We start from the raw sequence: 20,876 nt of genomic DNA on the forward strand, positions 1-20,876 counted from the left end.
GAGGATGCCTAGCTTCTGCTCTGGGCACCCAGCGCTTGCGGGTCGACCTGCACGGGGTCAATCGGAGGTGTCGAATCGTCCTTGGTGACGCTACCAGCCTGCGGGCCGGTGCGCTTGGCAATTCGGCGTGCCAGCCAGGACAGCGACAGGTTCATGGCCAGATAGATGGCGAGAACAATGAAGAAAAACGAGAATTTGTACTGTTCGCCGAAAAAGTTCGCCAACTGGTTCAGCCCGGCCCGGAGCAGTTCGTTGTAGCCCACGATGAAGGACAGCGACGTGTCCTTGAGTAGAACTACCAGCTGGGCGATGATGATCGGCAGCATCTGACGAAATGCCTGCGGGAACTCGATGCGGAACCGGGTGGCCACCGGGGTCAGGCCGATGGCGAGTCCAGCCTCGCGCTGCCCCCGCGGCAGGGCGTTGATCCCGGCGCGGAGTGCCTCACCGATGATGGCGCCGTTATACACGGACAGGGCAGCCACACCCGCCCAGAACGACCCGGTGGAGAACACCAGGAGGATGAAGAGCATCATGAGCAGTACAGGCATACCGCGGAAGAATTCGAGCAGCACCGTGGTGGGCACCCGGATCCAAGCGGATGCCGACAAGCGCCCGAAGGAGAACAGCACTCCGATCACGAGTGCGAAGACGGCGGCGACCGCGGCCATGCGCAGGGTCGCAAGGGCGCCGAACCCGAGGGTGCGCCAGACCAGCAGGTCGTTGAAGACGTCCCAGCGGCTAATGTCCCAGAGGCCGGGCTGCACGGCCCCGTTGGCGCTGGTCTTGGGCAGGCCGAGCACCACGATCAGGGCGAGTAAGCCACCGGCCAGGATGATCGTGCCGACAACGGAGATGAGACGCGATCGCGCGCGGGATTTCGGTCCGGGGGCGTCGTACAGTACAGAACTCATCGGAGCACCGCCACCTTCTTCTCGATCCTGCCGGCAATAAGGCCAAGAGGAATGGTGATGATCAGGTAGAACGCCGCGACCGCGAGCAAAATGGGGATGACGGCATCACCGCGGTCGTTGGTCACCTTGCGGGCGGCGCCGAACAGTTCGAAGACGAAGAACGCGCCGGCGACCGAGGTGTTCTTGGTGAGAGCGATGAGCACGTTGATCAGTGGTGGCACCACCATGCGGATGGCCTGGGGCATCACCACGAAGGTGAGCGTCTGTCCAAAGGTGAGGCCCACGCTTCGTGCTGCTTCGGCTTGCCCCACGTGCACGCCGTTGACGCCGGACCGAAGTGCTTCGGCCACGAAGGGAGAGGTGTATACCGTGAGTCCGATGGCTGCCAGCTGGAAGTATCCCGGACTGAATTCCAGAAGGGGCAGGAGGTAAGCGCAAAAAAACAAAACGAGCGTCAGCGGGGTGTTGCGAACAAGTTCCGTGTAGGCGGTCGCGAACAGGCGGAAGGACGAGATCGGCGAGATCCGCATGGCTGCGACGATCAGGCCGATTACGGATGCGCCGACTCCGGCAATGAGAAGCAGGCCCAGGGTGTTCCGGAAGCCGTCCAGGAACAGCGGCAGGTTGTCGATGACTGCGTCCACAACTCACCTCCTCGTCTTTGTCTGTCTGTGGGTCGGGCAATATTGGAACATGCTGGTGGTCACCGTGGCGACTCGCCCCAGGGCGGGTCGCCACGGCTCAGTAATACTGAGCGAGTGCTGGTCAGCGACAGCTGGCTAGCGATTTGCCGAAGTCGACCTAATAACGGTCGACGGCCGGCGGGGTGGGGGTGTCGAGCACGGTTCCTGCGGTGGATTCCCAGGCCGAGACCCAGCTTCCGTCCGCATAGGACTCTTCGAGCACGTCGTTGATGAAGTTGCGGAACTCGGTGTCGTCGTGCGCGAGGCCAATGCCGTAGGGCTCTTCGGTGAATGCGTTGTTGACGACCTCGAACTCTCCGGCGTTCTGGTCGGCCAGGCCGGCCAGAATCACGTTGTCGGTGGTCACCGCGGCGACCTCACCGCTGCGCAGCGGTCCGAGGCAGTTGGAGTAGGTGTCCGAGGCGATGATGTCGGTCGTGAACTCGGCGATGTTCTTCTCCGAGGTGGAACCGCTCACGGTACACACCTTCTTGCCGGCGAGGTCTTCGGGGCCGGTGATCTTGTCGGGGTTGCCCGCGAGTACGAGCAGGTCCTGTCCGGCAGAGTAGTACGGTCCAGCGAAGGACACGACCTCCTTGCGGGTGTCGTTGATCGTGTAGGTCGCGATCACGAGGTCGACCTGGCCGTTCTCGATGAACGGTTCGCGGTTGGCCGAAACGGCCTCGCTCCAGTTGATGCCTGAGGCCGGGATGCCGAGCTTTGCCGCGATGAGCTTGCCCATCTCAACGTCGAATCCGACCGGATCGCCACTGGGGCCGAGCAGGCCGAACAGCGGCTGGTCGAACTTGGTGCCGATGTTGATGGAACCGGCGTCGGCCAGGCGGGCCATGGTGCTTCCCTCAGGGAACGACACCGCCGTTTCCACGGGGGCGGCGGCATCGGTGGGGGCACCCGAGTCCGCGCAGCCACTGAGCACGAGCGCACTTGCGATCGCAATGGCCGAAATCACTAGACCTTTTTTGAGCCTCATGGTTTTTCTCCTGATTGCTGGTACTGCTGCTGTGTAAACCCTGTCCACCGATTAGTGGGCAAGTATTTTGGAGAGGAAGTCTTTCGCTCTCGTGCTTTGGGGGTTGGTGAAGAATTCCTCGGGAGTGGTCTCCTCCACAATCTCGCCCTCCGCCATGAAGATGACGCGGTCTGCGGCCTTGCGGGCGAAACCCATCTCATGCGTGACGACAATCATGGTCATGCCGTCGTTGGCGAGGTCGACCATGACCTCGAGCACCTCGTTGATCATTTCCGGGTCGAGGGCGCTGGTCGGCTCGTCGAGAAGGATGACCTTTGGATCCATGGCGAGGGCACGCGCGATGGCGACCCGCTGTTGCTGGCCACCGGACAGCTGTGCGGGCATTTTTTGCGCCTGATTGGCTACTCCGACGCGGTCGAGGAGTGCCATCGCCTTCTTCTCGGCGTCAGCTTTCTTCAGGCCGCGTACCTTGATCGGTCCGAGCGTGACGTTCTCGAGCACGGTCTTGTGCGCGAACAGGTTGAACGCCTGAAAGACCATGCCGACATCGGCCCGCAGGTGGGCCAGCGCTTTGCCTTCCTCGGGCAGTTTGACGCCGTCGATGGTGATGATGCCGTCATCGATAGTCTCGAGGCGGTTGATGGCCCGACAAAGAGTCGACTTGCCCGACCCACTCGGTCCGATAACTACGACCACTTCGCCGCGATTGACTACAGCGTTGATGTTCTTGAGAACGTGCAGTTCCCCGTAGTGCTTGTTGATGTCTTTGACGACGACTAGCGGTTCCCCCCGACGAACGGTGATGTTCGACGTAGCCGGGGACGAATCTGTTGGCTCCATACCCCCCAACTTAGGACAGAACAGCGGTCTAGACATGCCAAATGCCCGGACAGTAACGCATTTGTAACAGTCGAAGCCGTGACGATTTGTGATACGTAGCGAATGATCATCGGCTCATTGATCTGGGGGGTCACGCCTTCGGTTGGTTCGGCAGGCGCAAGAAGAGCTCGACAGCGAGCGATGCGACGAGGCACAGCGCCGCGTTGACGACGATGGCAACGATCGCGCTCATGATCGGGATACCCATCGTGATGCCTACCTGCTGGCTCATCGTGGCCAGTCCGGTGGCCAGCCCCTGCTCCCCGTCGGCGAGTCCAGAGGTGGCCGTGACCATGAATCCGACGATCACGACCAGGTTGGCCACCCCGCCCACGAACGTGGCGATGAGCAGCAACACGATGGAACTGTCGTTGGCGCCGAGGAACAGCAAGGCACCGGTCGCTGCTGCCTGCGCGGCAAAGCCCCCGACGATGGAGCGCTTCGTGCCCCATCGGTCGATCAGACGGGGGCCGACAACGCCGCCGAGCACGGTCCCTGTTCCCAGCACGGCGAAAGAGAGACCGGCCATCAGGGGCGAATAGCCCCACGTTTTCTGCGCGGAATTTGCGGGACTGTGGGCGAAGCATCCGGTTGCAATTTGTCTGGAGGGGCTCAAATACTTTCAGCATCCGATCGTCGGATCGCTGGAATTACACTTCGAGGTGCTCAGCACCCCCGACGATTCCGGCCACCGCATCTTGATCTACACCGCCGAACCCGGTTCGTCGAGTGCGGCCGCGCTGCAACTGCTGCAGAGCGCACCCGTCTGGAGCTAGAAACGCCCGAGGCCCGGCAGAACTGCCGGACATCGGGCGATGGTGCTGTGGCTCAGGCGCGCTGGGCGAACGCGCTCTCATACAGGCAAACGGATGCCGCGGTCGCCAGGTTCATCGACTCGGCTTCGCCATAGATCGGCACGCTGACGCTGCGGTCGACCCGGGCGAGGTCTTCGTCGGTCAGGCCGCGAGCTTCGTTGCCGAACAGCCACACGGTCGGAGCTGCGAGCAGCCCCTCGTTGCGGGCGGTGAGCAGGTCAGAGCCCTTGATATCGGCGGCGAACAGCTGCAGTCCGGCGGCGCGAGCACGGTCGAGCACGTCGGAAAGGTCGGCCGCGATGGCGACGGGGAGGTGAAAGATGGAGCCGGTCGACGAGCGGATGACCTTGGGGTTGTACAGATCGACGCTGCGACCGGTGAGGATGACGGCATCCGCGCCGGCGGCATCCGCTGCGCGGATGATGGTTCCGGCGTTTCCCGGGTCGCGCACCTCTTCGAGGATGGCGACGAGCTTGGGTTCGGCGTTGAAGATCTTCTTCACCGAGGTGGGGAACTGGTGGCAGACGGCAACGAAACCCTGCGGGGTGACCGTGTCGGCCATGGCCTCGAGCACCTCTTCGGAGACGAACTCCACCTCGACCTGAGCGTCAACGGCCTTCTGGGCCAGGTCGCTGTAACGGTCGAGCGCGGTGGGTGTGGCAAACAACTCCACGACGAGTTCTGGGCGAAAGGTGAGGGCTTCGGAAACGGCCTGCGGGCCTTCGAGCAGAAAAAGACCGGACTCGAGGCGCGCGTCGCGCTTGGCAAGTTTTGCGACGGCACGGACGCGCGGTGAACGTGGATTATCAAGCATGACGTTAAGTTTAGGTGCGCAAAGTTTAGGTGCACGACGAATGGGTACAAAAAAGGAGCGAGTGACCAAGTCACTCGCTCCTCGTTCTGAAATTTTGAACCGATCGCCACATTCACGCCCAGGAGGCAGCCGGTGGCAAACCGTTCGGTTGAAGCCTTACGCCGTGACGGCGACCTTCGGTGCCGACGTGTCGGCGGGAAGAGCTGCCTTGGCGCTCTCAACGAGGGCGGCGAACGTCGCTGCCTCGTTGACGGCCAGGTCGGCGAGGATACGACGGTCAACCTCGATGCCGGCCAGGCCGAGGCCCTGGATCAGACGGTTGTAGGTCAGGCCATTGGCGCGCGACGCAGCGTTGATCCGCTGGATCCACAGGCGACGGAAGTCACCCTTGCGTGCACGACGGTCACGGTAGCTGTAGGTGAAGGAGTGAGTGAGCTGCTCCTTCGCCTTGGTGACCAGGCGTGAACGCTGACCGCGGTAGCCCTTGGCGCGTTCGAGAATAACGCGACGACTCTTGTGGGCGTTTACGGCCCTCTTTACTCTTGCCATTTTTTACAAATCCTTATTCGTTGACGAGGCCTGGTAATACCGACCTAAAAAATTACAGACCGAGAAGCTTCTTGATGACTTTCTGGTCTGACTTGGCCAGCACCTGGTCCTGGTTCAGACGGGACTTGCGCTGCGTGCTCTTGACCTCGAGGTTGTGTCGAAGTCCGGCCTGCTGCTTCATGATCTTTCCGCTTCCGGTGACCTTGAAACGCTTCTTGGTTCCGGAGTGGGTCTTCATCTTAGGCATTCGGTTCCTCCTGTTTCGCTGCCTTATCGGCAACCTTGTCTGCCTTATCGGCGACCTTGTCTGCCTTCTCGGCAGCCTTGTGGGCGTTGATCTCGGCCTTGGCTTCTGACTTGTTCTTCAACGGGCCAATCACCATGACCATGTTTCGACCGTCGATCATCGGAGTAGATTCCACGGAACCGTACTCGGCGACATCCTCGGCAAATTTTTGGAGCAGTCGTACGCCCTGGTCGGGCCGGGACTGTTCACGGCCACGAAAAAGAATCATGGCCTTGACCTTGTCACCGCTCTTCAGGAAGCCTTCGGCGCGTTTGCGCTTGGTCTCGTAGTCGTGCGTATCAATCTTGAGACGGAAACGAACCTCCTTGAGGATCGTGTTCGCCTGGTTGCGCCTGGCCTCCTTGGCCTTTTGCGCAGCCTCGTACTTGAACTTGCCGTAGTCCATGATCTTGGCCACGGGCGGCTTGGCTTCGGGTGCAACTTCGACGAGGTCGAGGTCGGCATCCTGTGCCAGGCGCAGGGCAACATCAATCGCCACGACCCCGACCTGCTCGCCGTTGGGACCAACGAGACGAACTTCGGGGACGCGTATACGGTCATTTGTACGGGGATCGCTGATGCGTCTCTCCTCTTGGGTTATCTTCGTGATCACAACCAGCCAGCGGATGCTGACCGGGGACGAAGAGAGGAAAATCACGCGTTTTCCACAGCAACTTTGTCGTTGACGTGTTCCACACGACACCCTGTCTACCTTCGCTCTGCCACCTTCCCGAAGGAGGTGATAACGCGACGGCGGAGTGCAATCTACCCGGTAACCTTGATGAAGCGGTATGCGCGGGTGGGAGATTCTCCACTTTCGTACCGAGACTATTGTCCCGGAACCAAAGACGATCCTAGCAGAGGAATGCAGTGAGCAATAGTTCTGAAGAAGATGCGCGTTTTGAGCAGGATGCGGCACAGGCAACACGCGACATTGCCGATGTGGCCGCTGTGGAGATCATCACCACGGCTGCGGTGCACCTGATGAGTGCCGCCGCCGTGAAGTGCGGACTCGCCGAAGATCCCGACGCCCAGGTCGATCTCGATGAGGCGCGCAAGCTCATCACGGCTCTCGCCGGGCTGGTCACGGCAGCGGCTCCCGACATCGCCGACATGCATGCCCGTAGCCTGCGTGACGGGCTGCGTTCCCTGCAACTCGCGTTCCGCGAGGCATCCACCATTCCCGACGCGATCGGCGAGGGCCCCGGCGAGAAGTACACCGGACCGGTCAACTAACTTTCTTCGTTTCGAACGGATGCCGCCGGTCACCCCGACCGACGGCATCCGTTTTGCGTTCCCCGGCGGCGGCTCAAGTCAGGTTTGGCAGCGCGGGCACCAGAAGGTGTTGCGCTGCTCGATATCGCTGCGGCCCAGGGTGCCGCGAAGAATGCGGGCGCCGCAGCGCAGGCACGGCTGCCCGCCTCTCCCGTAGACCCACACCTGGGCTCCGCGGCGCAGGTTGCCGGTGGTCGTGCGTTCGTCGCGGTCTTTGTTGGCCAGGAGCAGGCGTCGGGCCAGGCTCACGAGTCCGGGCAGGTCGGTGACCTCGGCCATGGGGCGTGTCGGCAGTAGCCCGCGCAGAAAGCAGAGCTCGTTGACGTAGACGTTGCCGAGTCCGGCCAGGTTGCGCTGGTCGGCGAGGGCCAGAATGACCGGTTGTTCAGCCCGGGCAGCGAGGCGAGTAGCGGCCTCGGCGCGCTCACCCGCACTCCAGCCGGTGTCGAGCAGATCGGGTCCGAGGTAGCCGACCACCTCCGACTCGGACCGGGTCGATACAAGCTCCAACAGACCGAGCTCAAACCCGACTGCGACCCAGTCCGCTGTTTGCAGAACGATACGCGCTTGAAAGGCCGGCCGCTGCCACCGCGTGCCTGGTCTATACAGGTGCCAGGCACCCTCCATCTTCAAATGCGAGTGGATGCTCGTCTCACCGACCCGGTGCAGCAGGTGTTTGCCGCGACTGACCACTTCGTGCACGGTCTGCCCGGTGAGGTCAACGGTCGCGAATGCAGGTACCCGAATGTCGCAGCCGGTCAGGATGCTGCCGCGCAGGGCCTGGTCGAGGGTGCGCGCGGTGCGGTAGACGGTGTCGCCCTCAGGCACGCAGCCTCAGCCCTTTCGGAGTCTCGGTGAATCCGGCGGCGAGCAGTGCCACGCCCACGGCGGTGCCGATCACGAACACACCGTTAGCCGTTTCCACCGCGATCTTCTGCACCCGGCCGGAGGTGACGAGGGCGGCCAGGCTCAGGGTGGCAGCCGCGAGCATAGCGTCATCGGTTTCGAATGCGACGATGGTTTTACCGCCACGCTCGACGTAGAGCACCAGGGCACCGTCGACGAGCACGACGAGTGCACCTGCCTTGCGGCCCGGGCGATGGGTGGTCTCGCCGGGCAGCGTCGGCCACGGTAGTGCTGCGCCGTACGCGTTCGCCGGGTCGGTCGCGGCCAGGGCAACCGCGGCCATCCGCGCTGTGCTCCGTTGCCCACCCGACGTATCTGATACCCCGACAGCGAAGGTGCGCAGCCGGTCGATGGTGCCGCCGGTGGCGAACTGGGCCGCGCCGAGCCCCTCGATGAAATAGCCGCGCCGACAGCGTGCCATTTCTTCGAACCCGGTGAGCGTGCGGTAGACGAGGGAGAATCCGCCCAGAACACCCTCGGCCATGACCGCCCCCCGCGTCACCACACCGTAGCGTTCGAGCAGTGTCTCCCCCAGGGCGTGCGCGCGACGCGTTGGCGAGTCGTCGGCCACCGGAAGAATCGACCAGCGACCCGAGACCGTCGGCGGACCGCTGCGGCTCGGCAGGTTCGGCCGCGGCATCGACCGCCCGTGATGCAGGCGGGCGCGGGGCACGGCGCGGCTCTGCCGGTGGGCCGTGTGCCCTCCGGCCAGAAGTGACCGCACCGGAGCGAACGTGTCGTTGTTGATCAGACCGGCCCAGACCAGGTCCCACAGCGCGTACACCAGTGCGGCGTCGTCCTGGCTGCCGACGGCATCCGCCAACTGTCGGAAGAAGTAGGCACCGCCGCCGCCCAGAGTCGCGAGGATCTCCTGCTGTAGCGGCGTCGTCTCCACATCGATGGGCAGCGGGAGCGTGAGCTGGGCGGTTTCGGCGAGGTGCAGGCTGACCCAGCCGTCGTTGCCGGCCAGTGTTCCGGCGCCCGCCCAGAGTACTTCCCCCGCGTTGGTCAGTTCGTCGAGCATGCCCGGCTGGTAGTCGCTCACCCTGGCCGGCAGAATGAGCGTCTCCCAGGCGGACGCCGGTATGCGCGCCCCTTCGAGCTGTTCGACAACGGATGCGACGCCGTCGATTCCGCGCAGCTTTCCGCCCACGTGTTGCCAGGCCGGCAGAAAACGACCGATGGCCCGCTGGTCGACCGGTTCGACCTCGTGCCGAAGCGCGGCGAGGGAACGGCGGCGGAGGCGGCGGAGTACCTCGGAGTCGCACCATTCCAGGCCGGTGCCGTTCGGTCGGAATTCACCGGCCACGATGCGTCGGGCATCGGCGAGCCGGCCGAGGGCGATCTGCACAACGGCGATGCCAAGGCCGAACCGGTCGGCGACGGCGCTGGTGGTGAACGGTCCGTGCGAACGGGCGTAGCGGCTCACCAGGTCACCGAGCGGGTCGGCAACGGATTCGGTGAACGCGGCGGACACCCCGATCGGCAGGGGAACTCCGAGGGCGTCGCGCAACCGGCTGGCGTCTTCGACCACTGCCCAGCGCTCTTCGCCGCCGATGCTCACGCGCATGGCGCGGCGGGCGGCGACGAGGCTGAGCAGTGCCTCCTGCGCGAGAAGTAGGCCAGGTGGGTCGGGCGCGGGCTGGGCTGCCGTCTCAGGCGTGAGCATCCGCTCGGCTACCTCGACGGTACTGAGCGGGCCGAGGGTGCGCAGCAGGTCGGCGACTCCTTCCATGCCCTTGGCCAGGTAGTCGGGGGCGAGCCGTTGCAGTTCCCGGTCGGTCTGGTCGATGACGGTGGGGTCGAGCAGTTCCCGCAGTTCGACCCGCCCAAGCAGTTCGGCCAGCAGGCTCGAGTCGATAGCGAGGGCAGTGGCGCGCCGCTCGGCCAGCGGAGTGTCGCCCTCATACATGAAGGCGGCCACGTAACCGAAAAGCAGGGTACTGGCGAACGGACTGGCGGTCTCGGTCGTGGTCTCGACCAGGCGCAGCTCGCGGGAGGCGATCTGCCGGGCCAGCGCTCCGAGCGCCGGCAGGTCGTAGACGTCTTGCAGACATTCGCGCAGGGTCTCGAGAATGATCGGAAAGGTGGGAAAGGTGCGGGCCACGTCGAGCAGCTGCGCGGCCTTTTGCCGCTGCTGCCAGAGTGGCGAGCGGGCGCCGGGCTTGTAGCGGGGCAGGAGCAGCGCGCGGGCGGCGCACTCGCGAAAGCGGGAGGCGAACAGCGCGGAGCCGCCGACCTCGTCGGTGACCAGCTGTTCGAGCTCGTCGGGGTCGAACACGAACAGCTCACTGCCGGGCGGTTGGGTTTCGGTGTCGGGGATGCGCACGACGATGCCGTCGTCGCTCGCGACGCAGGAGCCGTCGATTCCATAACGTTCGCGCACGCGGGCTCCGACGGCAAGCGCCCACGGTGCGTGCACTGGGGTGCCGAACGGGGAATGCAGCACCACCCGCCAATCCCCCAGTTCGTCGCGGAACCGTTCGACCACGAGCGTGCGGTCGGTCGGCAGTTGCCCGGTAGCGGCCCGCTGCTCGTTTAGGAAGGACAACAGGTTGCTGATGGCGCGCTCGTCGAGGCCGCCCATTGCACAGCGGTCCCGCGCCTCATCCGCCGGCAGGCTTCCGACTTCGCGCACGAAAGCACCGATAGCCTGGCCGAGTTCGGCAGGGCGCCCGAGGCCGTCACCCTTCCAGAACGGCAGCCGCCCGGGCTGGCCGAACGCAGGCACAACGAGCACCCGGTCATGGGTGATCTCCTGGATGCGCCAGCTCGTAGTGCCGAGCGCGAAGACATCACCCACCCTCGATTCGTAGACCATCTCTTCGTCGAGTTCGCCGACCCGTTTGCCGGTGATCTGTTCGCCGCCGACCATGAATACGCCGAACAGACCGCGATCGGGAATGGTGCCGCCGCTCGTGACGGCCAGGCGTTGCGCGCCAGGCCGACCGGTGAGGCTGCCGGCGTCGCGATCCCAGACGATGCGCGGACGCAACTCGGCGAACTGGTCGGAGGGATACCGACCGGCGAGAAGATCGAGGGTGGCCTCGTAGACCGAGCGAGGCAGCGTCGCAAACGGTGCGCTGCGCCGAACCAGGTCGAACCAGGTCTCCACATCGATCGGTTCGAGCGCGCAGGCCGCGACGGTCTGTTGGGCCAGAATGTCGAGCGGGTTGGTGGGTACCTTGAGGGATTCGATGGCACCGGCTACCATCCGCTCGGCGGCCACCGCCGCGTGGATAAGGTCGGCCCGGTGCTTGGGGTAGATCACCCCGCGGCTGACCTCGCCGACCTGGTGCCCGGCGCGGCCGAGCCGCTGCAGCCCGCTCGACACCGACGGCGGTGACTCGACCTGCACGACCAGGTCGACAGCGCCCATATCGATGCCGAGTTCGAGGCTCGACGTGGCAACGACACAGCGCAGCCGGCCCGACTTCAAATCGTCTTCAATGAGCGCGCGCTGTTCTTTGCTGACCGAACCGTGATGGGCACGGGCGAGCAGCGGCTCCGCACCCTCGGTCTGGCCGCTCGCGCCCATGAGTTCGGCCGGCGGGCGAACGGCCGGAGAACCACCCCAAACGCCTCCATGCACAACGGGCACGAGAGCGGATGCCGCCAGCCTCTCGGCAAAGATCTCGTTGAACCGGGCCGTGAGCCGTTCGGTGAGCCGTCGGGAATTCGCGAACACGATGCTCGAGGAATGCGCCAGCACTTCGTCGACGATGGCCTCCTCGACGTGCGGCCAGATCGACCCGGTCTGCGGCGCCGAGGCCGACGTGACGCCCTCACGTTGCGGCACCGGCCCGAGGTCGCTCATATCATCAACCGGAACCACCACCCGCAGGTCGAACCGTTTCAACGCGGGCGGTGCCACGATCTGCACGGGGGCTGCTCCGCCAAGAAACCGAGCGACTTCGCTCTGCGGGCGCACAGTGGCCGACAACCCGATGCGTTGAGCGGGATGGTCGAGCAGGGCGTCGAGTCGTTCAAGGGATACCGCCAGGTGGGCACCACGTTTGCTCGCCGCGACCGCGTGTACCTCGTCAATGATGACGGTCTGCACGCCGCGCAGCGATTCGCGGGCCGCTGACGTCAGCATCAGAAACAACGACTCCGGGGTGGTGATGAGAATGTCAGGCGGCGAGGTGACCAATTTGCGGCGGTCGGCGGCCGGTGTATCGCCGGAGCGCACCCCAACCGTCACCTGCGGCGGCTGCAGACCGAGCCGCTCGGCGGCACGGCTGATTCCCACGAGGGGCGCGGTGAGGTTGCGCTCCACGTCCACCCCGAGAGCTTTGAGCGGCGAGATATAGAGCACTCGAGTGCTGGGCGCATCCAGCTCCGGACGGTCTGTCGCCAGCCGGTCTATTGCCCACAGGAATGCTGCCAGAGTCTTCCCCGATCCGGTCGGTGCCACGACGAGGGCGTGCGAGCCCTGCGAGATAGCCATCCACGCCCCGAGTTGCGCCGCGGTCGGCGCGTCGAACGCCTCGGTGAACCAGGCCCGGGCGGCCGGGGAGAATCGATCGAGAACGTCGGTCATACCGCCATTCTGGCCCGACCCACTGACAACCGGCTCAACCCGCGATTCAGAGCGGGCTACGCCGAGGCGACGAGCTTCACGCGCAACGAATCAACACCGGTCGTGATGATCTCGCTCTCCGACCAGCGAGTGCCGAGCCGGCTCAGAATGGTGTCCAGGTCGGGCTGGGTGAGTCCGTCGACCAGTTCCAGCTGGACCACGAGTTCGGGTCCCTCCAGCCGCCCCATCGGGTCGCCGGCGGAGAGTTGAATGGTCAGCACCGACAGTTCGGTCCCGATCGATGCCGTGAAGGCGTCGGCCACATAACGGCTCGCGTAACTCGGCGTCCAGGGCAGGGATTGGGCAATCGCCCAAAGCGCCGGTCGCCGAATGACGAATTCACCGGGCGAGGTGGGGTCGAGCACGACGAGGTCGGTGTTTTCCTGCGCGGCAGCCAAGGCTACGCGCACGGCATTCGCTGGAACGGGTCGGGCGAGGGGATTCCACGCCGTCATGGCGGCGGTCGACGAGAAGGCGGGCAACACGGTACGGCCGTCGGGGCCGGCCACGGTGATGATCGACAGTTCCTGGGTTTTATCGATCGTCTGCCCGCGTGCGTTCAGAGCGGCTTCGCCGAGCTTCGTCACCAGCGGGATGAGCAGACGAGAACCGCGGATGGCATCGATCACGCTTTCTTCCCCGGCCTCCCGGGCCTGAAAGCGAGCGAGGGCCTCGGCTAGGGCTGCAGGGGCTGACCCGTCGTCGCCGGCGTCGAGATTGGCCTCGAATTCGCGGCCGGCCCAGGGCTGACCGGCCGAATCGGCCAGCTCGCTCGGCTGACCCAACTCACCCGGCTGTCCCGGCGAGCTCGGGAAACCGGGCTGGCCCGGCGAGCTCTGTGAACCCGGCCGACCCGACGGATCGCCCGTTGAACCGAGGTTGCGCGCCTTCGCCATTAGTCCCCCGCGACGTCCAAGGCCTCGGCCAGGGTGAACGCGCCGGCATAGAGCGCTTTGCCCACGATGGCGCCTTCAAGACCGAGCGGCACGAGCTCGCGCAGCGCTTCGATGTCATCGAGGCTGGAGATGCCGCCGGAGGCGATAACCGGCTTGCGGGTGCGATCGAGCACCTGGCGGAGCAGGTCGATGTTCGGCCCTTGCAGGGTGCCGTCTTTGGTGACGTCGGTTACGACGTATCGGGCACAGCCGGCCGCTTCGAGCCGTTCGAGTACCTGCCAGAGGTCGCCGCCGTCTTTGGTCCAACCGCGGGCGGCGAGGGTGGTGCCGCGCACGTCGAGACCCACGGCAACGGCATCACCGTATTGCGCGATCACGCTTGCCGCCCACTCCGGGTTTTCCAGGGCTGCCGTGCCGAGGTTTATGCGTTTGACGCCTGTGGTCAGTGCAGCTTCCAGCGATTCGTCATCGCGGATACCGCCGGACAGTTCAATATTGACGCCCTTGACCTGGCGAATGACCTTCTTGATCACACCGGTGTTGGTACCACGGCCGAATGCCGCATCGAGGTCGACGAGGTGGATCCACTCGGCGCCCTGCCTCGCCCAGTCGGCCGCAGCGTCGACGGGGTCACCGTAGTTCGTTTCCGTACCCGCCTCGCCCTGCGTCAGGCGCACGGCCTTGCCGCCGGCCACATCGACGGCGGGCAGGAGGACGAGCCTCGGTGTTTTGTTGAACTCGCTCATTGGTGTCCTCGGTTGGTGCGGTCGCATGCTGCGACCAATGTCATGACAGGTGCTGTGCGTCGTGGGGAAATGTGATGGTGGGCAGGAAGTGGTGCGGGTTGTGAAGTCTAGGCGCGCAAAGCGCGTGGCGCACGGTCTAATGGCGCAGGTTTATTGGCGCAGGGTTCCGATCCAGTTCTTCAACAAGCGGATGCCTGCCTCCCCCGATTTCTCCGGGTGGAACTGGGTGGCGCTGAGCGGACCGTTCTCGATCGCTGCCAGGAACGGCGCTCCGTGTTCGGCCCAGGTGAGCCGTGGTTCGGGAAACGGCGGCATGACCTCAAGGGTCCAGGACTGGGCGGCGTAGGAGTGCACGAAATAGAACCGCTCGTCTTCGATCCCTCTAAAAAGCTCGGAGCCCGGTGCGCTCGTGACGGTATTCCAGCCCATGTGCGGCAGGATCGCGGCGGGAAGTTCGGTGACTGTTCCCGGCCATTCGCCGAGGCCCTCGGTATCGATTCCGCGTTCGACTCCGTGCTCGAACATGACCTGCATGCCCACGCAGATTCCGAGCACCGGGCGATCACCGGCCAGGCGACGATCGACGATTTCGTCGCCGCGCACCGCTGTGAGGGCATGCATCACGGCGCTGAACGCACCGACACCAGGCACGACGAGGCCGTCGGCTTCAAGGGCGACTTTGCGATCGCTCGTGAGGGTGACGTCGGCGCCGGCCAGTTCGAGCGCCTTGACCGCGGAGTGCACGTTACCGGTGCCGTAGTCAAAGACAACGACCCGGGTCACAGGGCTCCCTTGGTGGAGGGAATGCCTTGCACGAGCGGGTCGAGAGCTTTGGCGAGTCGGAACGCACGGGCGAAGGCCTTGAACTCGGCTTCGGCGATGTGGTGCGGGTCGCGGCCGCCCAGCACCGTGACGTGCACGGTCAGTCCGGCATGGAAGGTGATCGCTTCGAACACGTGACGCACCATGGAGCCGGTGAAGTGCCCGCCGATAAGGTGGAATTCGAAGCCGGACGGCTCGCCGGTGTGCACGAGGTAGGGGCGGCCCGAGATATCGACGACGGCTTGGGCGAGCGCCTCGTCAAGTGGCACGAGGGCATCGCCGTAGCGGGAGATGCCGGACTTGTCGCCGAGCGCCTGGCGAATAGCCTGGCCGAGCACTATTCCCACGTCTTCGACCGTGTGGTGCACGTCGATTTCGATGTCACCGCTGGCGCGCACCGTGAGGTCAGTCAGGGAGTGCTTGGCGAAGGCCGTCAGCAGGTGGTCGTAGAACGGCACCGAGGTGTGGATCTCGCTGACGCCGGTGCCATCGAGGTTCAGCGAGAGATCGATGCTGGATTCACTCGTCTCCCGTTGCAGGTGTGCGACACGGGGCGCGGAAATGCCAGCAGGTGAGCTCATAGCGCTAGTTTATTCGGCTTGGGGCGACTCGGTTTGACCGGACTGCTCCGGTCGTCCGAGGCGGGCCAGGGCATCAAGGAACAGCGAGGTCTCTTTCTCGGTGCCGGCCGTCACCCGCAAGTGGTTCGGGATGCCGACGTCACGAATTAAAATTCCCTCCGCGAGCAGCGCCTCGAAGGTCGCCTGCGGGTCGGCCACTCCCCCGAACAATACGAAGTTGCTCCAGCTTCGGTGCGGGGCGTAGCCCAGGCGGGCCAACTCATCGACGAGCCGGTCGCGCTGCCCTCGAATGTCGTCGACCATCGCGAGCATCTCCGCGCTGTGGGCGAGGGCAGCGTTCGCCGCCGCCTGGGTGAAGGCAGAGAGGTGGTAGGGCAGGCGAACCAGGCGCAGGGCATCCGTTACCGCCGGATCGGCGGCCAGATAGCCCACGCGAGCACCGGCGAAGGCGAAGGCCTTGCTCATTGTGCGCGAGACCAGCAGGCGTTCCCGGCCCGGCAGCAGAGTGAGCGCGCTCGGGGTGCCCGCGGGCGCGAACTCGGCGTAGGCCTCGTCGACGACGACAATGCCGTCGGTTGCGTCGTAGACGGCGGCGATGGTCTCAAGCGAGAGCGGGGTGCCGGTGGGGTTGTTCGGTGAGCAGAGAAAGATGATGTCGGGGTTGGTGCGGGTGACTTCGCTCACGGCGGTGGCCGGCGAAAGCTCGTAGTCGTCGTCGCGGGTGCCCGCAATCCAGGTGGTGTCGGTTCCAGCCGCGAGAATCGAATACATCGAATAGGTCGGGGCAAAACCCATCAGGCTACGCCCAGGACCACCGAAAGCCTGCAGCACCTGCTGGAGCACTTCGTTGGAGCCGTTGGCCGCCCAGATGTTCTCGGCACTTACTCTGTTGTCGGCGCTGAGCCCCTCGCGCAGATACCGGGCCAGCGCCTCGCGCAGCGCGGTGAACTCGCGGTCGGGATATCGATTCACCGAATGGATGGCCTCGGCCAGGCCGGCGAGAATATCGCGGGCCACTGCTTCGGGAATGGGGTGCGTGTTCTCGTTCACGTTCAGGGCCACCGGAACGTGCAGCTGCGGAGCACCGTATGGTGTCAAGCCTTGCAGATTGGTGCGGAGCGGAAGATCGTCGAGACTGGTCACAGTCTCCATGCTACGACCCTGTGCTGGCACGCATTGCTACTCGCCTAATTCTGCTCGCCGAATTATTCGCGCCTCATAATGCGCGACTCATCATGCGCGACTCATCAGGCTCAGGAGTTGGCGGGGAGCTCCAAGCGCTGGCCGGGCTGCAACGTTTCGACGGTGAGCGCGTTCAGTCGCTTGATGTCGGCGACGACGTCGCGCGGGTCGGCGGACGGCGAGATCTCTTCGGCGAGGTCCCACAGGGTCTGGCCAGGTTCGACGGTGACGAACCTGGCGGACCCGACGTCGGTCGGCGAGTAGGCGAGCGTCGCCACGATTCCGGATTCGGTCGTGTAGGACGTGAGGTCGATGCCCGTGGCGGAATCCGATGCGCCGGCCGCTCCCCCGTTGAGGGCGAACGCGACGGCGCCGATCACGAGCGGTACGGACGCGAGAGTCGTGAACACCATTCGCCCACGGCGGGTGAGGCGAAGATGGGTGACGGGTGTGAGAGATGCGCCGTATTCACGGGCTGCAGGTGCAAGTGCTGTGGTCATGTCAAACCTCCAAGGTCGGCGGGCTGCGAGTCTCGTATTCGGCCATCGGCCGGGATGGCCGAATACGAAACTATGTTCCGAATATAACTTCGAACAATCGAACATGCAAGCTTTTTCTGATCCTCACCCGGAATTTCACACAACACACTCGAATAAGTGTTTGTTTCAGGGCCTGGAACTGGATAAACTTTCGATAAGACAATTGCTTGTTTTACACTCAACCAGACACCACTGACATCCCCGCGTGACACGGTTTCAAACCACGCGGGACCGACTCCAGGAGGGCACATCGTGACACAAGACACCAGCGGTACCCGCGACAAGGGCGGCACCCGGCGCCGAAAGAGTTTGAGCCAGCGCCAGCTCGCTATTCTCGACGTGATTCAGCGCTCGGTCAGCTCGCGCGGCTACCCGCCGAGCATGCGTGAGATCGGTGACGCGGTCGGGCTCGCCTCGCTGTCGAGCGTGACCCACCAGCTCAATCAGCTCGAGCTCAGCGGCTACCTGCGCCGCGACCCGAATCGACCCCGGGCGCTCGAAGTGCTCATCGAGATTCAGCGGGCCCCCGAAGATGTCGGTTCGGGCGACCAGGACAGCTTTCACCCCGGGGTGCAGGTCGGCGACGCCGCGATGGTGCCCCTGGTCGGTCGCATCGCGGCAGGCATTCCGATCACAGCTGACCAGCAGATCGACGAAATTTTCCCGCTTCCCCGCCAGCTCGTGGGGCAGGGAGAGCTGTTCATGCTCAAGGTCGTGGGTGAGTCCATGATCGACGCCGCTATCTGCGACGGCGACTGGGTCGTGGTTCGCCAGCAGAAGACCGCGGAGAACGGCGAGATCGTCGCAGCCATGCTCGACAATGAAGCAACGGTGAAGGTGCTGCGCAAGCGCGACGGCCACACCTGGCTATTGCCGCGCAACAGCAACTTCGAACCGATTGTCGGCGACTTTGCTGACATCCTCGGCAAGGTCGTCGCGGTGCTGCGCTCGGTCTAGGTGATTGCCCCGCGATAACGCCGTACGACGAAGGCCCGACCACCAACCGGTGATCGGGCCTGTTTTCGGTCTGCCTTTGTTGGGCTACACGTCGACGGTGGCACCGAGGCGCGCGCGCACCACGCGGGTCGCAGCGAGCATGTTGTGGAGCGACTGCACGGTCTCGTCATAGCCACGCGTTTTCAGCCCGCAGTCCGGGTTGACCCAGACCTTCCGGGCGGGAATGGATTCCAGAGCGGTGTCGAGCAGGGTCGTCAGTTCGTCGATGCTCGGCACGCGCGGCGAGTGGATGTCGTAAATTCCGGCGCCGATACCGTGGTCGAATCCGCCCGCCTCGATCTCCTGCACAACTTCCATGCGCGACCGGGCCGCTTCGATGCTCGTGACGTCGGCGTCCAGGTTGCGGATGGCTTCGATGACAACACCGAACTCCGAATAGCAGAGGTGGGTGTGGATCTGGGTCGCATCCGCTACCCCGGAAGTGGCGAGCCGGAAGGACCCGACCGACCAGTCCAGGTAATCGGCGTGGTCCTTCTTCTTCAGCGGCAGCAGTTCGCGAAGGGCAGGTTCATCCACCTGCACGATCTTGATGCCGGCGGCCTCGAGGTCGGTGATTTCATCGCGCAGCGCCAAGGCCACCTGACGGGCGGTCTCGCCGAGCGGCTGGTCATCACGCACGAAGGACCAGGCCAGAATCGTCACCGGCCCGGTGAGCATGCCCTTGACCGGCTTGGTGGTGAGGCTCTGTGTATAGGCCGACCAGTCAACGGTGATCGGTGCCGGGCGCGACACGTCGCCCCAGAGAATGGATGGCCGGGTGCAGCGGCTGCCGTAGGACTGCACCCAGCCGTTCTCGGTCACGGCAAACCCGTCAAGGTTCTCAGCAAAGTACTGCACCATGTCGTTGCGTTCGGGTTCTCCGTGCACGAGCACATCAAGTCCGATCTCTTCCTGCAATTGCACAACGCGGCCGATCTCGGCGCGCATCAGGTCGCGGTAGGCATCTGCCTTCAGAGTTCCCTTCAGGAACTGGGCCCGTGCCCGGCGAATGTCGGCGGTCTGTGGGAAGGATCCGATCGTGGTCGTCGGCAGCGGCGGCAACTGCAGCACGGCATCCTGAGCGAGCAGTCGATCGGCGTAGGCGCCGCGGCTGAAATCGGCCTCGGTCAACGCGGCTGCACGGGCCCGCACCGACCCGTCCCGCACGCCGGGAGCGCTGCGCCTGGCCGCTTGCGCCGCCTCGGCGTCGGCCAGCGGCCCAGCGATGGCCTCTCGTCCGGCGGTGAGCCCGAGGGCGAGGCTGGCGACCTGGCCCACCTTTTGGTCGGCGAAGGCCAGCCAACTGGTCAGTGACTCCGGCAGCGACGTTTCGTCTGCCACGTCGTGGGGCACGTGCAGCAGTGACGTCGAGGTGGAAACCGATACCGCGTCGGACAGGGCGCGCACGCTCTCTGCAGCCTCGAAGGCGCCGGCGAGATCGCCGCGCCAGATGTTGTGGCCGTCGATCACCCCGGCGACGAGGGTCTTACCGTCCAGCCCCGGTACCGCCTGCGGCAGAGTTCCCCGCACCAGGTCGAGACCGATTGCTTCGACGGCTGTGGATGCGAGAACCGGGAGGGCATCATCGAGGCTGCCATAGGGAGCCGCAACAAACAGGGCCGGCCGGCCGGTCAGACGTCCGAGCACTCCATAAGCGGATGCGACAGCCGCCAGCGTCTCGACGCGCGGCACGTCGATGGATTCGCTGACCAGACCCGGCTCGTCGAGCTGCACCCAGTCGGCTCCCGCATCCGCTAGCCGCGTCAGGAGCGCCGCGTAGGCGGGAATGAGGTCATCGAGCCGGGACAGCGGGGAGAACCCAGCCGGGGCTTCGTCACTCGCCTTGCTGAGCAGCAGGAACGTGACCGGTCCGACGAGCACAGGGCGGGTGAGGAACCCGGCCTCTTTGGCCTCGACAAACTCCCGCACAATGCGATCCCCGGCCAGCGAGTACACGGTCTCCGGACCGATCTCGGGCACGAGGTAGTGGTAGTTGGAGTCAAACCACTTCGTCATTTCTAGGGGCAGGTTCTCGCCCTCTCCGCGGGCGAGCGTGAAGTATCCGGCGAGATCGAGGGTGCCGTCGGCAGCGACGAGCGAGGCGAACCGGGCCGGAATCGCGCCGACGGCAACGATGGTGTCGAGCACCTGGTCGTAGTAGGAGAACGACTCGGGGATGGACGAGTCGGTGCGGCCCAGGCCGAGACTGACCAGCCGGTCGCGGGTGGACTGGCGCAGGCCGGCGGCGACGGCTTCGAGGGCGGGCGCGTCGATCGTTCCCGACCAGAACGCTTCGACGGCTTTCTTCAGTTCCCGCCTTCTTCCGATGCGCGGGTAGCCGAGGATGGTGCCGGTGGGAAACGTGCTGGAGACTGGCGAAATGGGCATGGTGATTCCTTCACTGGAGCGATCATGGCTGG

At 64.7% G+C, this 20,876-nt stretch carries 20 protein-coding genes and 1 pseudogene; 3 read left to right on the forward strand and 18 right to left on the reverse strand.

The window, feature by feature from the left end; all coding sequences use genetic code 11:
* Window positions 1–8: 8 nt before the first annotated feature.
* The 5 genes from CJ028_RS10385 to CJ028_RS10405 all read right to left on the reverse strand — a co-directional run bounded on the left by CJ028_RS10385 (window position 9) and on the right by CJ028_RS10405 (window position 3,996).
* Window positions 9–914, reverse strand: a complete 906-nt coding sequence (locus tag CJ028_RS10385) for an amino acid ABC transporter permease (RefSeq protein ID WP_105035189.1) — start codon at window positions 912–914, stop codon at window positions 9–11.
* Window positions 911–1,558 (reverse strand): amino acid ABC transporter permease, encoded by a 648-nt coding sequence (locus tag CJ028_RS10390; RefSeq protein ID WP_105035190.1) that lies wholly within the window; start codon window positions 1,556–1,558, stop codon window positions 911–913. Before CJ028_RS10390 ends, CJ028_RS10385 begins: the two co-directional genes overlap by 4 nt.
* 157 nt (window positions 1,559–1,715) lie before the next feature.
* Window positions 1,716–2,588, reverse strand: coding sequence for a glutamate ABC transporter substrate-binding protein (locus CJ028_RS10395; RefSeq protein WP_105035191.1), 873 nt, complete (start codon window positions 2,586–2,588; stop codon window positions 1,716–1,718).
* 51 nt (window positions 2,589–2,639) lie between these two features.
* Window positions 2,640–3,428 (reverse strand): amino acid ABC transporter ATP-binding protein, encoded by a 789-nt coding sequence (locus CJ028_RS10400; RefSeq protein WP_105035192.1) that lies wholly within the window; start codon window positions 3,426–3,428, stop codon window positions 2,640–2,642.
* A gap of 130 nt (window positions 3,429–3,558) precedes the next feature.
* Entirely contained in the window at window positions 3,559–3,996 is a 438-nt protein-coding gene (locus CJ028_RS10405; protein WP_105035193.1) for an MFS transporter, read from the reverse strand.
* 40 nt (window positions 3,997–4,036) lie between these two features.
* Between CJ028_RS10405 and CJ028_RS10410 the strand changes: the two are divergent.
* Window positions 4,037–4,243, forward strand: a pseudogene (locus tag CJ028_RS10410) (MmyB family transcriptional regulator); the annotation flags it as partial.
* A 52-nt stretch (window positions 4,244–4,295) separates the two neighbouring features.
* Here CJ028_RS10410 and CJ028_RS10415 read toward each other — a convergent pair.
* From CJ028_RS10415 to infC, 4 genes are all read right to left on the reverse strand, one after another.
* On the reverse strand, window positions 4,296–5,096 hold the full coding sequence (locus CJ028_RS10415) for a TrmH family RNA methyltransferase (protein ID WP_105035194.1): 801 nt from the start codon (window positions 5,094–5,096) through the stop codon (window positions 4,296–4,298).
* A 156-nt stretch (window positions 5,097–5,252) separates the two neighbouring features.
* Complete coding sequence (gene rplT, locus CJ028_RS10420) at window positions 5,253–5,645, reverse strand: 50S ribosomal protein L20 (RefSeq protein WP_104196972.1); 393 nt, start codon at window positions 5,643–5,645, stop codon at window positions 5,253–5,255.
* Between the two features lie 52 nt (window positions 5,646–5,697).
* Window positions 5,698–5,892: a 50S ribosomal protein L35 gene (rpmI, locus tag CJ028_RS10425; protein WP_092341054.1), complete on the reverse strand. Its 195-nt coding sequence runs from the start codon at window positions 5,890–5,892 to the stop codon at window positions 5,698–5,700.
* Window positions 5,885–6,544 (reverse strand): translation initiation factor IF-3, encoded by a 660-nt coding sequence (gene infC / locus CJ028_RS10430; protein WP_439099037.1) that lies wholly within the window; start codon window positions 6,542–6,544, stop codon window positions 5,885–5,887. The genes rpmI and infC overlap by 8 nt, the downstream gene beginning before the upstream one ends.
* Window positions 6,545–6,801: 257 nt before the next feature.
* Between infC and CJ028_RS10435 the strand changes: the two genes are divergently transcribed.
* Window positions 6,802–7,167 carry a DUF1844 domain-containing protein gene (locus CJ028_RS10435; protein WP_105035195.1) on the forward strand — a complete coding sequence of 122 codons (366 nt, stop codon included), beginning with the start codon at window positions 6,802–6,804 and terminating at the stop codon, window positions 7,165–7,167.
* A gap of 78 nt (window positions 7,168–7,245) precedes the next feature.
* Here CJ028_RS10435 and CJ028_RS10440 read toward each other — a convergent pair whose 3' ends face one another.
* From CJ028_RS10440 to CJ028_RS10475, 8 genes are all read right to left on the reverse strand, one after another.
* A complete protein-coding gene (locus CJ028_RS10440; RefSeq protein ID WP_105035196.1) occupies window positions 7,246–8,034 on the reverse strand; it encodes a DNA-formamidopyrimidine glycosylase family protein in 789 nt (262 codons plus the stop codon).
* Entirely contained in the window at window positions 8,027–12,655 is a 4,629-nt protein-coding gene (locus tag CJ028_RS10445) for an ATP-dependent helicase (RefSeq protein WP_105035197.1), read from the reverse strand. The genes CJ028_RS10440 and CJ028_RS10445 overlap by 8 nt, the downstream gene beginning before the upstream one ends.
* 56 nt (window positions 12,656–12,711) lie before the next feature.
* Window positions 12,712–13,590, reverse strand: a complete 879-nt coding sequence (locus tag CJ028_RS10450) for an SseB family protein (RefSeq protein ID WP_105035198.1) — start codon at window positions 13,588–13,590, stop codon at window positions 12,712–12,714.
* Window positions 13,590–14,336 carry a bifunctional 1-(5-phosphoribosyl)-5-((5-phosphoribosylamino)methylideneamino)imidazole-4-carboxamide isomerase/phosphoribosylanthranilate isomerase PriA gene (gene priA, locus CJ028_RS10455; RefSeq protein WP_105035199.1) on the reverse strand — a complete coding sequence of 249 codons (747 nt, stop codon included), beginning with the start codon at window positions 14,334–14,336 and terminating at the stop codon, window positions 13,590–13,592. The genes CJ028_RS10450 and priA overlap by 1 nt, the downstream gene beginning before the upstream one ends.
* A gap of 150 nt (window positions 14,337–14,486) precedes the next feature.
* A complete protein-coding gene (gene hisH / locus CJ028_RS10460; protein ID WP_105035200.1) occupies window positions 14,487–15,119 on the reverse strand; it encodes an imidazole glycerol phosphate synthase subunit HisH in 633 nt (210 codons plus the stop codon).
* Window positions 15,116–15,739, reverse strand: coding sequence for an imidazoleglycerol-phosphate dehydratase HisB (hisB, locus tag CJ028_RS10465; RefSeq protein ID WP_105035201.1), 624 nt, complete (start codon window positions 15,737–15,739; stop codon window positions 15,116–15,118). Before hisB ends, hisH begins: the two co-directional genes overlap by 4 nt.
* A gap of 9 nt (window positions 15,740–15,748) precedes the next feature.
* Window positions 15,749–16,891 carry a histidinol-phosphate transaminase gene (locus CJ028_RS10470; RefSeq protein ID WP_105035202.1) on the reverse strand — a complete coding sequence of 381 codons (1,143 nt, stop codon included), beginning with the start codon at window positions 16,889–16,891 and terminating at the stop codon, window positions 15,749–15,751.
* 101 nt (window positions 16,892–16,992) lie between these two features.
* Complete coding sequence (locus CJ028_RS10475; protein WP_105035203.1) at window positions 16,993–17,421, reverse strand: LysM peptidoglycan-binding domain-containing protein; 429 nt, start codon at window positions 17,419–17,421, stop codon at window positions 16,993–16,995.
* Between the two features lie 291 nt (window positions 17,422–17,712).
* On the opposite strand from CJ028_RS10475, the gene lexA reads away from it, so the two are divergent.
* Entirely contained in the window at window positions 17,713–18,417 is a 705-nt protein-coding gene (gene lexA, locus CJ028_RS10480; RefSeq protein WP_105035204.1) for a transcriptional repressor LexA, read from the forward strand.
* A gap of 84 nt (window positions 18,418–18,501) precedes the next feature.
* Here lexA and metE read toward each other — a convergent pair whose 3' ends face one another.
* Window positions 18,502–20,844 (reverse strand): 5-methyltetrahydropteroyltriglutamate--homocysteine S-methyltransferase, encoded by a 2,343-nt coding sequence (gene metE / locus CJ028_RS10485; RefSeq protein WP_105035205.1) that lies wholly within the window; start codon window positions 20,842–20,844, stop codon window positions 18,502–18,504.
* Window positions 20,845–20,876: the final 32 nt, after the last annotated feature.

The sequence above is a fragment of the Cryobacterium aureum genome (genome assembly GCF_002954245.1).
GTDB classification, from domain to species: Bacteria; Actinomycetota; Actinomycetes; order Actinomycetales; family Microbacteriaceae; genus Cryobacterium; species Cryobacterium aureum.

Excerpts from the sequence above, each read along its gene's own strand:
- CJ028_RS10385 (WP_105035189.1), bottom strand. The coding sequence starts at position 914 with ATGAGTTCTGTACTGTACGACGCCCCCGGACCGAAATCCCGCGCGCGA.
- CJ028_RS10395 (WP_105035191.1), bottom strand. The coding sequence starts at position 2,588 with ATGAGGCTCAAAAAAGGTCTAGTGATTTCGGCCATTGCGATCGCAAGT.
- CJ028_RS10400 (WP_105035192.1), bottom strand. The coding sequence starts at position 3,428 with ATGGAGCCAACAGATTCGTCCCCGGCTACGTCGAACATCACCGTTCGT.
- CJ028_RS10405 (WP_105035193.1), bottom strand. The coding sequence starts at position 3,996 with ATGGCCGGTCTCTCTTTCGCCGTGCTGGGAACAGGGACCGTGCTCGGC.
- CJ028_RS10415 (WP_105035194.1), bottom strand. The coding sequence starts at position 5,096 with ATGCTTGATAATCCACGTTCACCGCGCGTCCGTGCCGTCGCAAAACTT.
- rplT (WP_104196972.1), bottom strand. The coding sequence starts at position 5,645 with ATGGCAAGAGTAAAGAGGGCCGTAAACGCCCACAAGAGTCGTCGCGTT.
- rpmI (WP_092341054.1), bottom strand. The coding sequence starts at position 5,892 with ATGCCTAAGATGAAGACCCACTCCGGAACCAAGAAGCGTTTCAAGGTC.
- CJ028_RS10445 (WP_105035197.1), bottom strand. The coding sequence starts at position 12,655 with ATGACCGACGTTCTCGATCGATTCTCCCCGGCCGCCCGGGCCTGGTTC.
- CJ028_RS10450 (WP_105035198.1), bottom strand. The coding sequence starts at position 13,590 with ATGGCGAAGGCGCGCAACCTCGGTTCAACGGGCGATCCGTCGGGTCGG.
- priA (WP_105035199.1), bottom strand. The coding sequence starts at position 14,336 with ATGAGCGAGTTCAACAAAACACCGAGGCTCGTCCTCCTGCCCGCCGTC.
- hisB (WP_105035201.1), bottom strand. The coding sequence starts at position 15,739 with ATGAGCTCACCTGCTGGCATTTCCGCGCCCCGTGTCGCACACCTGCAA.
- CJ028_RS10470 (WP_105035202.1), bottom strand. The coding sequence starts at position 16,891 with ATGGAGACTGTGACCAGTCTCGACGATCTTCCGCTCCGCACCAATCTG.
- CJ028_RS10475 (WP_105035203.1), bottom strand. The coding sequence starts at position 17,421 with ATGACCACAGCACTTGCACCTGCAGCCCGTGAATACGGCGCATCTCTC.
- metE (WP_105035205.1), bottom strand. The coding sequence starts at position 20,844 with ATGCCCATTTCGCCAGTCTCCAGCACGTTTCCCACCGGCACCATCCTC.